The organism is Luteimonas soli, from assembly GCF_042648865.1.
Lineage (GTDB): Bacteria > Pseudomonadota > Gammaproteobacteria > Xanthomonadales > Xanthomonadaceae > Luteimonas > Luteimonas soli.
Genome location: NZ_JBHRYA010000007.1, coordinates 644,930 through 657,298, shown reverse-complemented (window position 1 = coordinate 657,298; position 12,369 = coordinate 644,930). Strand labels below are relative to the sequence as shown.

General features: G+C 70.0%; 10 protein-coding genes. 1 reads left to right on the top strand and 9 read right to left on the bottom strand.

Annotation, left to right across the window (positions count from 1 at the left end; genetic code table 11):
* Positions 1 to 340 precede the first annotated feature (340 nt).
* The 5 genes from rodA to ACFONC_RS10265 form a co-directional block, all read right to left on the bottom strand.
* Positions 341 to 1,453, bottom strand: coding sequence for a rod shape-determining protein RodA (gene rodA / locus ACFONC_RS10285; protein ID WP_386743780.1), 1,113 nt, complete (start codon positions 1,451 to 1,453; stop codon positions 341 to 343).
* Positions 1,454 to 1,597: 144 nt separating this feature from the next.
* Positions 1,598 to 3,598 carry a penicillin-binding protein 2 gene (mrdA, locus tag ACFONC_RS10280; RefSeq protein ID WP_386743778.1) on the bottom strand — a complete coding sequence of 667 codons (2,001 nt, stop codon included), beginning with the start codon at positions 3,596 to 3,598 and terminating at the stop codon, positions 1,598 to 1,600.
* Positions 3,599 to 3,607: 9 nt separating this feature from the next.
* Positions 3,608 to 4,090, bottom strand: a complete 483-nt coding sequence (mreD, locus tag ACFONC_RS10275) for a rod shape-determining protein MreD (protein WP_386743776.1) — start codon at positions 4,088 to 4,090, stop codon at positions 3,608 to 3,610.
* Positions 4,087 to 5,118, bottom strand: coding sequence for a rod shape-determining protein MreC (gene mreC / locus ACFONC_RS10270; RefSeq protein WP_386743774.1), 1,032 nt, complete (start codon positions 5,116 to 5,118; stop codon positions 4,087 to 4,089). The genes mreD and mreC overlap by 4 nt, the downstream gene beginning before the upstream one ends.
* A gap of 201 nt (positions 5,119 to 5,319) precedes the next feature.
* The gene (locus ACFONC_RS10265; protein WP_386743772.1) at positions 5,320 to 6,366 is read right to left on the bottom strand and encodes a rod shape-determining protein; all 1,047 of its coding nucleotides are present in this window, start codon (positions 6,364 to 6,366) and stop codon (positions 5,320 to 5,322) included.
* A gap of 293 nt (positions 6,367 to 6,659) precedes the next feature.
* Between ACFONC_RS10265 and ACFONC_RS10260 the strand changes: the two genes are divergently transcribed.
* Positions 6,660 to 7,592: a carbohydrate kinase family protein gene (locus tag ACFONC_RS10260; protein ID WP_386743771.1), complete on the top strand. Its 933-nt coding sequence runs from the start codon at positions 6,660 to 6,662 to the stop codon at positions 7,590 to 7,592.
* A gap of 3 nt (positions 7,593 to 7,595) precedes the next feature.
* Here the strand turns inward: ACFONC_RS10260 and ACFONC_RS10255 are convergent, their stop codons facing one another.
* From ACFONC_RS10255 to ACFONC_RS10240, 4 genes are all read right to left on the bottom strand, one after another.
* Positions 7,596 to 8,168 carry an aminoacyl-tRNA deacylase gene (locus ACFONC_RS10255; protein ID WP_386743769.1) on the bottom strand — a complete coding sequence of 191 codons (573 nt, stop codon included), beginning with the start codon at positions 8,166 to 8,168 and terminating at the stop codon, positions 7,596 to 7,598.
* A 274-nt stretch (positions 8,169 to 8,442) separates the two neighbouring features.
* Positions 8,443 to 9,177 (bottom strand): hypothetical protein, encoded by a 735-nt coding sequence (locus tag ACFONC_RS10250; protein WP_386743767.1) that lies wholly within the window; start codon positions 9,175 to 9,177, stop codon positions 8,443 to 8,445.
* On the bottom strand, positions 9,174 to 10,160 hold the full coding sequence (locus ACFONC_RS10245) for an alpha/beta fold hydrolase (protein WP_386743765.1): 987 nt from the start codon (positions 10,158 to 10,160) through the stop codon (positions 9,174 to 9,176). Before ACFONC_RS10245 ends, ACFONC_RS10250 begins: the two co-directional genes overlap by 4 nt.
* A 3-nt stretch (positions 10,161 to 10,163) precedes the next feature.
* Positions 10,164 to 12,200 carry a M1 family metallopeptidase gene (locus tag ACFONC_RS10240; protein WP_386743763.1) on the bottom strand — a complete coding sequence of 679 codons (2,037 nt, stop codon included), beginning with the start codon at positions 12,198 to 12,200 and terminating at the stop codon, positions 10,164 to 10,166.
* Positions 12,201 to 12,369: the final 169 nt, after the last annotated feature.

Genomic DNA, 12,369 nt, shown 5'->3' with positions numbered 1-12,369 from the left:
GACACGATTCACCTTGGCGTAGCCATTGGCGCTTCGGCTTCAACAAGTGTCGCGACAACGAATCGCCGACGCGGCGCCCCGACCGGGGTACGCGGAAAGCAGGCCATGGATGGCCTGCGGCGGCGAGTCAGGCATGGATGAGCGCGGGCTGCTTGCGCGGCATTGCCGCGCGCCCGTGCGAATGCCCGGCGCGCTGCGCCGGGCCGGGGGGAGCCGCGCGGCGGCGGTCCTGCCGAGCCGGGAGCATCCCCGGTCGGGACGCCGCTGTTTCCGAAGCCCGCGCACGGACCGTCCGCCCTTGGGTCGCCACCATCCCTCAGTCGGGAGAAGAACCGGAAAGTCAGCCGTGGATCGGCCGATGGTTGCGCACCGACATCACCACGCCAAGGCCCGCCAGCAGCGACACCGCCGCGGTGCCGCCGTACGACAGCAGCGGCATCGGCACGCCGACAACCGGCAGCAGGCCGGACACCATGCCGCCGTTGACGATCACGTAGACGAAGAACGCCAGCCCCAGGCTCCCGGCCAGCAGGCGCGCGTAGCCGTCGCGCGCCTCCGCCGCGATCCACAGGCAGCGCCCGACCACGAACAGGTACAGCGCCAGCACCGTGGCCACGCCGATCCAGCCGAACTCCTCGGCCAGGACCGCGAAGATGAAATCGGTGGTGTGCTCGGGCAGGTAGTCCAGGTGCGACTGCGAGCCCTGCATCCAACCCTGCCCGCCCATGCCGCCGGAACCGATCGCGATCTTCGACTGGATGATGTTCCAGCCGGCGCCGAGCGGGTCGGATTCGGGGTCGAGGAAGGTGAGGATGCGGTCCTTCTGGTAGGGCTTGAGCAGCCAGAACCACGCCACCGGCGCGGCGCCGGCGACGCCACCGAAGGCGACCGCGAACCACCACCACGGCAGCCCGGCCAGGAACAGCACGAACGCGCCGCTGATCGCCACCAGCATCGCGGTGCCGAAGTCCGGCTGCAGCAGCACCAGCGCCGTCGGCACCGCGATGATCACGCCCGTGGCCAGCACTGCGCCCACGCGCGGCGGCAGCAGCTGGCGGTCCAGGTACCAGGCCGCCATCATCGGCAGGCTCAGCTTGAGCAGCTCCGAAGGCTGGAAGTAGAACAGCTTCAGGTCGATCCAGTGGCTGCCGTAGCGGCCGGTGCCGATCGCCAGCACCAGCAGCAACGGCACCAGGGTGATGCCGTACGCCAGCGGCGTGGCGTCGCGCAGCCGCGGCGGCGTCACCCGCGACAGCACCCACATCGCCGCCAGCCCGACCGCGTAGCGCGCGCCCTGCGCGTACACCAGCTGCATGCCGTTTTCGCCGCCGGCGCTGTACAGCACCGCCAGCGCGATCGCCATCAGCGCGAACAGGGCCGCGCACAGCGGCCAGTCCAGGGTGCGCACGAAGCGCTGCAGCAGGTCGAACAGCCAGCGCAGGATGACGTTCATGGCCGCCGTCCATGGCGCAACTGCGCCGGCTCCGGAGCCCCCGGCCCGGCCATCCATGGCCGGTCGCACAGCGGCACGCGGACCAGTGGTCCGCAAGCGTGCCGCTGCGCCCAGCGCAGGATGACGTTCATGGCTGCATCCGATTCAACGCCCTGCCCCCGGGGCGCCGCGGATCACCTCGACCGTTGCCGCGTCCAGTCCCGGGATCGCCGCGCGGGCCGCGCGCGCGGGCGTCGGTGATGCTTCCGCGGCCTCCGCCTGCGCGCCGAACGCGGTGACCGGGATCGCATCGGGATCGGGTTCGGCGTATTCGCCCAGCAGCCAGGCGTCGAACAGCTTGCGCGCGATCGGCGCGGCCGTGGAACCGCCGTAGCCACCGTGCTCGACCATCACCGCCACCGCGATCCGCGGATCCTGCGCCGGCGCATAGCCGATGAACCAGGCCTGGTGGCGCAGGTGCAGCGGCAGCAGGTGCGGATTGGTGCTGACGCTGCCCTTGCGGCTGACCCGCTGCGCGGTGCCGGTCTTGCCGGCCATGCGGTAGGGCGCGCCGACCGCGGTGGCGCGGCCGGTGCCGCCCGGGTCGTACATCGTGCCGACCATGCCGTCCTGGATCGCCCGGATATGGCCGAGGTTGTCGGTCAGGCGCGTGGGCGCGGGCTGCGGCATCGGCGTCCACGGGCTGCGGAAGCCGTCGCGCCGGTCGCGCGCCAGGTGTGGACGGTGGCGCACGCCGTCGTCGGCCAGCGCTGCGGTGCCCTGCGCCAGCTGCAGCGTGGTCGCGACCCAGTAGCCCTGGCCGATGCCGGCGATCACCGTTTCGCCCGGATACCACGGCTCGGGGCGGTGCTTTGCCTTCCATTCGCGCGACGGCACGATGCCGGCGTTCTCGCCGGTCAGGTCGATGCCGGTAGGCTCGCCGAAACCGTAGCGGTGCATGTACTCCGCAAGCTTGTCGATGCCCATGTCATAGGCAAGCTTGTAGTAGTAGTAGTTCACGGACGCTGCGATCGACTTGTGCAGGTCCACCCAGCCGCCGCCGCCATGCGCATCGCGGTACCCGCGCTTCTGCCCGGGGATGTGGAACTCGCCGGTGCTGAAAACCCGGTCCTGCGGCGTGCGCAACCCGCTTTCCAGCCCCGCGAGCGCCATGAACGGCTTGACCGTCGACCCCGGCGGCCCGCCGCCGAGCACGTTGCGGTTGAACAGCGGCCGCGAGGGGTCGTCCATCAGCGCACGGTAGTCGACGCTGGAAATGCCGTTGACGAACAGGTTGGGGTCGTAGCTGGGCAGGCTGACCATGGCCAGGATCCCGCCGGTCTTCGGATCGATCGCCACCGCCGCACCGTCGTGGTCGCCGAAGGCTTCGACCATGGTCCGCTGCAGGTCCACGTCCACCGCCAGGCGCAGGTCGGCGCCGGCGGTGGCGGGGATGCGCCCGACGCGCCCGAGCGCGCGGCCCTCGACGTTGGTCTTGACCTCCTCGTAGCCGACCTCGCCGCGCAGCGCCTCGTCGTAATAGCGCTCGATGCCGGAGCGGCCGGTGTGGGTGAACAGCGCCTGCCCGGGACCATACTGCTCGATGTCCTTCTCGTCGGTGCGGCCAACGTAGCCGACGATGTGCGCCATCAGCGCGCCGTAGGGATAGCGCCGGGTCAGGTAGGGTTCCACGCTCACGCCCGGGAAGCGCCACTGGTCCACCGCGAACCGCGCCACCTCGTCGGGCGACAGGCGCAGCTTCAGGGTCACCGCGCGGAAGCTGCGGCTGGCCTTGCGCTCGTGTTCGAAGCGTTCGATGTCCTCGGGGTCGAGCGCGATGATCTTCGACAGCCCGGCGATCAGCGCCTTCGGGTCGCCGGCGTCCTCGGGCACCACGTCGAGCCGGAACGCCGGCACGTTGTCGGCCAGGATCCGGCCCTTGCGGTCGTAGATGATCCCGCGCGCGGGCACCACCGGACGCGGCTTGATCCGGTTGGCTTCCGAGCGCCTGGCGTAATCGGCGTGGTCGAGCACCTGCAGCTTGAAGTACCAGCCGGCCAGCCCGCCCAGCGCCAGTACCACGATCGCGAAGCCCAGCAGCGCGCGGGCGCGGAACTGCATCGTTTCGCGCGCGTGGTTCTTCAGCCGGCGTCGCATCTGGCGCATGCGCGAACCTCAGGCCTTGCGCCGGCCGAAACGCAGCGCGTCGAGCAGCACGAACAGCGGCGCCCACAGCACCATGCCCAGCAGCGGCGCCCACCAGTACGACCACGGCAGCTGCGGCTCGTCGAGCATCAGGTGCACCGCGGCGCTGACCACGCGGTCGTTGAGCAGCAGCCCGCCGATCACCAGCGACTGCTGCGCGACCGGGAAGAAGCGCACCTGCGAGCGGAAGCGCTGCAGGATGAAGGCCATCACCACCAGCCGCAGCGCCTGCTCGCCGAGGATGCCGCCGAACGCCAGGTCGCCGATCACGCCCATCGCGAACGCGAACCCCAGGCCGGCGCGGTCGGGCTCCTCGATCACCCAGAACGCCACCACCAGCGCCAGCCAGTACGGACGCAGCGGCTGCACCATCGGCGGCAGCGGCAGCAGGCCGAGCAGCAGCGCGGCGATGACGCTGACCGGCAGCAACCAGAGGCGGCGGGGGCGGCTCATGGCTTGGCCCCCTGCGGGGGCCGGGGCTGGGGGCTGGGGGCTGGGGGCTGGGGGGCGGCGGCCGACGGGGTGCGGGTCGCCGGAGGCTCTCTGCCGCTGTCCGTGGAAGCGGCAGGATCGCCCGCGTCCGACGCCGGCGCTCCCCGCTGCTGCTGTTGATCTCCCAAGTCCCCAGCCCCCAGCCCCGAGTCCCTGCTCTGCTGCAGCAACAGCACGTCGCGCCCGCGGTCGAGCTGGGCGCCCGGCGTGAGTTCGGCGACCAGGAAGGCGCGGCTGTCGTCCGGGCGCAGCGCGGCCACGGTGCCGACCGGGAAGCCCGGCGGGAAGCGGCCGCCGAGTCCGGAGGTGATGATCGCATCGCCGACCTTGACGTCGGCCGACAGCGGGATGTTGGGCAGTTCGAGCTGGTCGCTGCGGCCCTTGCCGTAGGCCACCAGGCGCACGCCGTTGCGCCCGACCAGCACCGGCACGGCGTGGTCGGGATCGGTGATCAGCAGGACGGTGGCGGTGGTCGGCGTGGCCGCGATGATCTGCCCGACCAGGCCGCCGGCGTCGATCACGCTCTGGCCCTCGCGCACGCCGTCGCGGGTGCCCGCGTCGAGGACCAGGCGCTGGCGCGTGGGGTCCAGGTCGATGTCCAGGATCGGCGCCAGCTGCACGTCCAGCCCGCCGCGCTCGGCCGCGCCGAGCAGGCCGCGCAGGCGCGCGTTCTCCGCGGCGGCCACCTGCAGCCGTGCCTGCCGGGCGTCGCTGACCAGCAGCGCATTGCGCAGCCGGCGGTTGTCCTCGGCCAGCATCGACCGGGTCACCGCATCGTCGCGCACGCTGTCGCCCAGGCGGCCGGGCAGCCCGGCCAGCCACCACAGCGGCTGCACCGCGAGATTGGCCTGGGCGCGGGCCTGGGCCAGCACGTCGCCGCGATGGTCGAGCACGATCAGCGCGACCGACAGCGCCAGGTAGGTCAGCAGCCGCAGCGTACCCGCGACATCACCGCTGCGTGGAGGCGTGGGACTGGCGTAGGCAGGCACGTGGGAGGGCCGGGATTCGGGATTCGGGATTGGGGATTCGGAACAGCGCGGCCCCGGCGCGAGTCATGGACCACTCGAGGACGGACGAGGGCACGGGCATCCATGCAGTGCCGCGGATACCCCCTGCATCCGCGTCATCAGGATAGGAAAGCGCACCCGCTTTTGCGAATCCCCGATCCCGAATCCCGAATCCCCGCTTTCTCAGTCGTAGGCAAAAAACTCATTGCCATGCGTATCAAGCAGCTCCAGCGCGCGGCCGCCGCCGCGGGCGACGCAGGTCAGCGGGTCCTCGGCGACCTGCACGTGCAGGCCGGTTTCCTCGCTGAGCAGGCGGTCCATGTCACGCAGCAGCGCGCCGCCGCCGGTGAGCACGATGCCCAGCTCGGCCACGTCCGCGGAAAGCTCCGGCGGGGTCTGTTCCAGCGCCTGCTTGACCGCGCTGACGATGCCGGCGAGCGGCTCGCGCAGCGCTTCGAGCACTTCGCTCGAGCTGATCGTGATCATCTTCGGCACGCCCTCGGCCAGGTGGCGGCCGAACACTTCCATCTCGATCACCCGCTCCTGCGGCCAGGCGTTGCCGATCTCCAGCTTGATCTTCTCGGCGGTGCTGTCGCCGATCAGCATGCCGTGGTTGCGGCGCACGTAGTTGATGATCGACTCGTCGAAGCGGTCGCCGCCGATGCGCGCGGACTGCGAGTAGACGATGCCCGACAGCGCGATCACCGCCACCTCGGTGGTGCCGCCGCCGATGTCGACCACCATCGAGCCGCGCGCCTCGGTCACCGGCATGCCGGCGCCGATCGCCGCGGCCATCGGTTCCTCGATCAGCGACACATCGCGGGCGCCGGCTTCCAGCGCCGATTCCTTGATCGCGCGCTGCTCGACCTGGGTCGAGCCGCAGGGCACGCAGATCAGCACCCGCGGGCTGGGCCGCAGGAAGCGCGACTTGTGCACCTTGCGGATGAAGTACTTGAGCATCTCCTCGGTATAGGTGAAGTCGGCGATGACGCCGTCCTTCATCGGCCGGATCGTGGTGATGCCCCCGGGGGTGCGGCCTAGCATCTGCTTGGCCTCGGTACCGACCGCCGCCACCGTGCGGTTGCCGGAGCCGGAACGGTCCTGGCGCACCGCGACCACGGACGGTTCGTTGAGCACGATGCCCTGCCCGCGGACGAAGATGAGGGTGTTGGCCGTGCCGAGGTCGATCGACAGGTCGTTGGAAAACAGGCCGCGGAACTTCTTGAACATCGGGGGAGAATGTCCGTGAGGAATGGGTGAAAAGAGTCGGCTAGCCTAGCAAAAAAGCGGGCCGTGGACGCTGCCGGCCCAGATCAGCCCCCTTTGGAAAAGGGGGCAGCGCAGCGGGGGATTTGCTCTTGACCTTGGCTTGGGCCGGGCAAAGTCAAAGGCAAATCCCCCGTCCGGCGCTGCGCGCCGGCCCGCCCCCTTTTCCAAAGGGGGTTGTTGGCCCCGCCGCTGGCCTCCCCGCACCCGCCCGGCTAACCTAGCCGCCCGATCCGTCCCGAGCGAGCGCCTGCCTGATGTCTGCCCTGATCTGTGGCTCCCTGGCCTACGACACCATCATGGTGTTCCCCGACCAGTTCAAGAACCACATCCTCCCGGACAAGGTGCACATCCTCAACGTCTCGTTCCTGGTGCCGCGGATGCGGCGCGAGTTCGGCGGCTGCGCGGGCAACATCGCCTACAACCTCAAGCTGCTCGGCGGCGACCCGGTGCCGATGGCCACCGTCGGCCAGGACTTCGGCCCCTACCGCGAATACTTCGAAGAACTGGAGATTTCCCTGGCCCAGGTGAAGGAAATCCCGGAGCTGTTCACCCCCCAGGCCTTCATCACCACCGACCACGACAACAACCAGATCACCGCCTTCCATCCCGGCGCGATGATGCGTTCGTACGAGAACCACGTGCGCGACGTGCCCGGCGTGAGCATCGGCATCGTCAGCCCCGATGGCTACGAAGGCATGATCCAGAACGCGAAGGAATTCGCCGAAGGCGGCATCCCCTTCATCTTCGACCCCGGCCAGGCGATGCCGCTGTTCAACGGCGCCGAGCTGCGCGACTTCATCGAGAAGGCCGACTACGTCACCGTCAACGACTACGAATCCAACCTGCTGCAGGAACGCACCGGCTGGTCGGAACAGGAAATCGCCGGCAAGGTGAAGGCCTACATCGCCACCCGCGGCCCCAAGGGCGCGGTGATCTACGCCGAGGGCAGGACCATCGACGTACCGCCCGCGCACGAGCGCCGCATCACCGACCCCACCGGCTGCGGCGACGCCTTCCGCGCCGGCCTGATCTTCGGCATCCAGAAGGGCTGCGACTGGCTGACCATCGGCCGCATCGGCAACCTGATGGGCGCGCTCAAGGTCGAGCACCCTGGGACGCAGAACCAGCGCTTCGATTTCGCCGAGTTCAACGAGCAGTTCAAGCAGCAGTTCGGATATACGCTGTAGGGCTCACATCACATGCGCCAGCCATAGCGGCTCGGGCTTCACCAGCTGCTCGAACTCCGCGTACGGCATCTGCATCAGCTCGGTGTGGGAGCCGGCGTTGAAGGCGATCTCGGGGTGCTCCGACAGGCGCGCGTCGACGTAGACGGGCATGTCGTAGAGATTGCCGAATGGCGGCATCGCGCCCAGCTCGCAGTCGGGGAAGGCGTCGCTGAATTCCGGTTCCTGCGCGAGCTCGACCTCGCGCCCGCCCAGGGCGCGCGACAGGCGGGTCAGGTCGATGCGGTAGGCGGCGGGCATCACCATCATCGCCAGGTCGCCGCCGACCTTGAGCATCACGGTCTTGGCGAAGTGGCGGTTGCCGATGTGCGCGCTGTTGGCGGTTTCCTGCGCGGTGACAGTGCGCTCGTGGCTGAGCGTGGTGTAGGCCGCGTGGCGCTCGTCGAGGAAGTGGTGCAGGCGGGGAGAGAGCATGGTCGTCTCCTGCTTCGGGTCCGCCGCCGCTCCGGCGCGGACCCGGCTGGTGTGCCTGGCGCGCGCGTCCGGCTGCGCGTCGATGCGGCGCGGCGACTGTTTCATGCGCGCCGTGGCGCCGACTCTACTCCTCCCGGGTTTCAGCAACGTGTAGGGCGCATGGGATGCCTTCGGACGTAGGGCGGGGCTACGTCCCCGACGGCTTTTCCCTGGCAAAGCCGGATTCGGGCGCGGTGGGCGAAGATCAAGAGCTGTCGGGGGCGTAGCCCCGACCTACGTCGCAATCGCTAGCACCGTGCGCGCTTCCGCCACCGCCCGTAGGTCGGGGCTACGCCCCCGACTGCCTTCCCCAGCCTTCTCCGGCAATCCGCGACGGCGATCAATCCCAACCGGGAAGCTTCGTGCGGTCCAGCCCCGCCACTTCGAACACCGCCGTGCGCGTGCCGCCGGCCTTGACCGGGAACTCGATCGACACCTGCGTCGCGCCCTCGAACATCCGCCACAGGCCGTGCTCGTCGTTGATGAACATGGCCGTCGCCTCGTCGGTGTCCGGCCGCAGCGCCGACATCGACTTCGGCTCCGCGTCGTCGACCTTCACCTTGACCCGGCAGCCGCCGTAGCAGTCGAAGTCGCCCGCCTGCAGCACCAGGTAGCTGCTCGTGCCCCAGTCGGGATGGTCGCGGAAGATCAGCCGCACCGGGTTGGCGCCGCTGCCGTCGGTGTCGACCGCATCCTTCGAGTAGACCGCCGCCGACAGCTGCTTGCCGCCCTTCACGTCTTCGGACTGGTAGCTCCACAGCGCGGCCATTCGGGCGTGCTCGCGCTCGGCCCCGGCCTTCGCCTTGACCTCGTCGTAGTGCGGACGGACGCGCGCGGCCTGTTCGGTGTCCGGGAAGCGGGCGAACAGCACGTCGCCGTGGGCCTTGGCCAGCGCCCAGTTCTCCTCGGCTACGGCCGCCTCGAACCCGTCGGCGTACTCCTTCGCGGCCTTCTCGTCGGCGGCGGCCTGCGCGGCGGCGCGCGCGGCCTCGGCGGCTTCGCGGTCGCCGCAGCCGGAGACGACGGCGGTGCCCGCTGCGAGCACGATGGCGCAGAGGATGTGGCGGTGGTTCATGCGTGGGCTCCCTGTTTGGCCGGTTCGGCGGCAAGCAGGCCCTCGATCGCCGCGGCGACGTCGTCAGGCTGTTCGGTCACCGTCATGTGACCGCTGCCGGCCAGCAGCACTTTACGCGCCTGCGGCATGCTTTCAGCGTAAAGGTCCATGGCGCTGGGGTCGATCACCCGGTCGTGCGCGCCCCACGCCAGCAGCGCCGGCTGGCGGATGCGCGCGGCTTCCTCGCCGGGCAGGAACTGTTCGGGTCCGCGCCCGATCTCGTCGAGCACCGACTGCTCGAACGCCGCCTCGCGGCGCCGGTGCGCGACGAGGATGTCCCGCGCCGGCCACGGCATCGCCGGGATCGCGCAGCGGTCGTGGAACAGGACATCGAGGTAGCGTGCCAGCGACGCGCGGTCATGCACGCCGAACGGGTTCTTCCCCGCCAGCACGTCGAGACCGAACTGGTTGTCGGCGAAGCGCACGCCGGCGGCATCGAACAACCCGACGCGCGCGACCAGCCGCGGCTCGCGCGCGGCCAGCACCGCGGCGACGCCGCCGCCCATCGAATGCCCGAGCAACGTCACCGGCTTGTCGCAGGTCGCGCGGATGAACGCCGCCACGCGCGCGGCCTGCGCGGCGAATCCGTGCCCGGCGACGCCTTCGCGCCGGCTTTCCCCCCAGCCGGGCAGGTCCGGGATCAGCAGCCGGCAACGGCCGCGCAGGCGCCTGGCGACGGGATACCAGTTCTCCTTGCTGCCGGTAAAGCCGTGCAGCATCACCAGCACCGGCGCATCGGCATCGCGCGAACCGCCTTCGGCGTAGACCCAGCGGATGCCGTCGATCTCGACCACTTGCCGCGCCAGCCCGAGCGCCATCCGCTCGCGCGCGAACTCGGCGCGGACCAGGGCGTAGGGATCGCGCCGCAGCCGCAGCGCGATCGCCACAACGAACGCGGCCGCCACGAGGGCGGCCACGATCAGTGCGATCTGCCAGGCAGGCATCGCTCAGCCGGCGGGCGGCGCCTGCTCCGGCGCGGGCGCGGTGGCGTCGCCGGCGGCCGGCCGCGCGTCGCCTTCGGCCGGCTCTGCATCGGCCGGCGCATCGGTCGTGGCGGGCTTCGCCGTGGCGGCTGCGGGCTTGGCCTCGTCGATCACCTTCTGCACCGAACCGGTGGTGATCGGGTGGTAACCCGGCCTGGCCTTGGCGAACACCGCCTTGGCCAGCTCCAGTCCGTCCTGCGTCTGCACCAGCGCGTCATAGGTCGGCATGATCAGCTTGCGACGGCCGATCTTCTGCAGGAATCCGGCGATCGCCTCGTTCGCCGCCGTGTAGCCGCTGCGCACCGCCAGCGGGTACCAGCGCTGCGCGATCTCGCCGTTGGGCGTGCCGGTGAAGTGGTAGGCGCCGTCGAGCTGCGCGAGCTGTTCGGTGGTCAGGGTGTCGGGCATGCCTTCGATGAAGTGCACCCATTCCTGCGTGCTCCACTCCTTGGTGATCACCGCCGGCGGCAACTCGCCGCTGCCCAGCCACGCCAGCCGCGCCGAATCGACCACCCCGAACTTGCGCGCCAGCACCTTCGGCGCGCCGGCGGGGATGCCGGTGCCGTACACCCACTCGTCCAGCTCGGCCTCGCTGACCTTGCCCGGATACTTGTCGAGCAGGTTCTTCTTCGCGTAGTCGATGAACTGCACGGTGGTGATGCTCTGGAACGCGAAGTGGTCGAAGTAGCCGCGCAGGAAGGCGTCGAAGTCCTCGCGCCCGAAGCGCTTCTCGAGGAACTGCAGGAACCACGCGCCCTTGTCGTAGGCGACCGCGGTGAGCGTGTCGCCGGCCTTGACCTCGACGTCGGGCCGGATCGCCAGCGCCTGCGCCTGCGGCGGCATGTCGCCGATGGTTTTTTCCAGCTCGTCGCGCGCGATCACCGACTCCATGTTGGCCTGTTCCTCGCCGTACAGCGCTTCGACAATGCGGTTCTCCACGTAGGACGTCACGCCCTCGTTGAGCCACTGGTCCTTGGGCGTGGCGAAGGTCACCAGGTTGCCCGACCAGCTGTGCGCCAGCTCATGGGCCACCAGCGACACCAGCGACTTGTCGCCCACGATCACCGTCGGCGTGGCGAAAGTCAGACGCGGGTTCTCCATGCCGCCGTAGGGGAACGACGGCGGCAGCACGAGGATGTCGTAGCGCTCCCAGCGGTACGGGCCGTACAGCGCCTCGGCCGTCTGGATCATCTTCCCGGTGTCCTCGAACTCGGCCTGCGCCTTGTCCACCATCGCCGGCTCCGCCCACACGCCGGAGCGCTCGGAGACCGGCTTGAACACCAGGTCGCCCGCGGCGATCGCCATCAGGTACGAGGGGATCTTCTGCGGCATCTTGAACGTGTAGTCGCCGTCGCGCGCGGCCTTCGGATCGTTGTCGGCGCTCATCAGCACCATCACGTCCGGGCGCGAGGTCACGTGCGCGCTGTAGGTGTAGCGCACGCCGGGCGTGTCCTGCAGCGGCACCCAGCTGCGCGCGTGGATCTGCTGCGACTGGCTGAACATGAAGGGCAGCTGCTTGCCCTCGGTCATCGCCGGCTCCAGCCACTGCAGGCCGGAGGCGTCGGGCGAGGTGGTGTAGGTGACGCGGATGTGCGCGTTGCGCTCCGGCGCCTCGATGGTGAACTTGCTGCCGAGCAGCTTGTCGCGGTCGGCCAGCCCGTACTGCAGCGGGTGCCACGCGCCGTCCTTGCCTTCGCCCTCGACCTTGTCGATGGCCAGGTCGCGGGTGTCGAGCACCAGCTGGCGCGCGTCCCCGTCCTTCCAGTCGAGCGTGTAGGTCGCGGTGCCGGCGATCGTCTTCGTGTCGAAGTCGAGCTTGAGGTCGAGCGCCAGATCGGTGATGACGACCTTGCCGGGCTCGGCGTAGGAAAGTGCGTCGTGGCTGGCCGAGGTGGTCATCGCAGGCTTCGCGGTGGGCGTGGGGGCCGCGGTGTCGGCCGCATCGCGCTGGCAACCGGCCAGGGCAACGGCGAAACCGAGGGAAAGCAGGAGAGCGCGCATGGGCATCCGGGGGAATGGGACAGGGTCGCCAAGTCTAGCGTCCCCGTCGTGCGCGCCCAAATCATCGCTTTTGCCCCCTCCCCTTCAAGGGGAGGGCTGGGGTGGGGATGGGTTTCGGTGCGGGTGCAGGCAACTGTACGGGCGCCGACGGGACACCCATCCCCACCCA

Excerpts from the sequence above, each read along its gene's own strand:
- mrdA (WP_386743778.1), bottom strand. The coding sequence starts at position 3,598 with ATGCGCCAGATGCGACGCCGGCTGAAGAACCACGCGCGCGAAACGATG.
- rodA (WP_386743780.1), bottom strand. The coding sequence starts at position 1,453 with ATGAACGTCATCCTGCGCTGGCTGTTCGACCTGCTGCAGCGCTTCGTG.
- ACFONC_RS10250 (WP_386743767.1), bottom strand. The coding sequence starts at position 9,177 with ATGAACCACCGCCACATCCTCTGCGCCATCGTGCTCGCAGCGGGCACC.
- ACFONC_RS10260 (WP_386743771.1), top strand. The coding sequence starts at position 6,660 with ATGTCTGCCCTGATCTGTGGCTCCCTGGCCTACGACACCATCATGGTG.
- ACFONC_RS10255 (WP_386743769.1), bottom strand. The coding sequence starts at position 8,168 with ATGAAACAGTCGCCGCGCCGCATCGACGCGCAGCCGGACGCGCGCGCC.
- ACFONC_RS10240 (WP_386743763.1), bottom strand. The coding sequence starts at position 12,200 with ATGCGCGCTCTCCTGCTTTCCCTCGGTTTCGCCGTTGCCCTGGCCGGT.
- ACFONC_RS10265 (WP_386743772.1), bottom strand. The coding sequence starts at position 6,366 with ATGTTCAAGAAGTTCCGCGGCCTGTTTTCCAACGACCTGTCGATCGAC.
- ACFONC_RS10245 (WP_386743765.1), bottom strand. The coding sequence starts at position 10,160 with ATGCCTGCCTGGCAGATCGCACTGATCGTGGCCGCCCTCGTGGCGGCC.
- mreD (WP_386743776.1), bottom strand. The coding sequence starts at position 4,090 with ATGAGCCGCCCCCGCCGCCTCTGGTTGCTGCCGGTCAGCGTCATCGCC.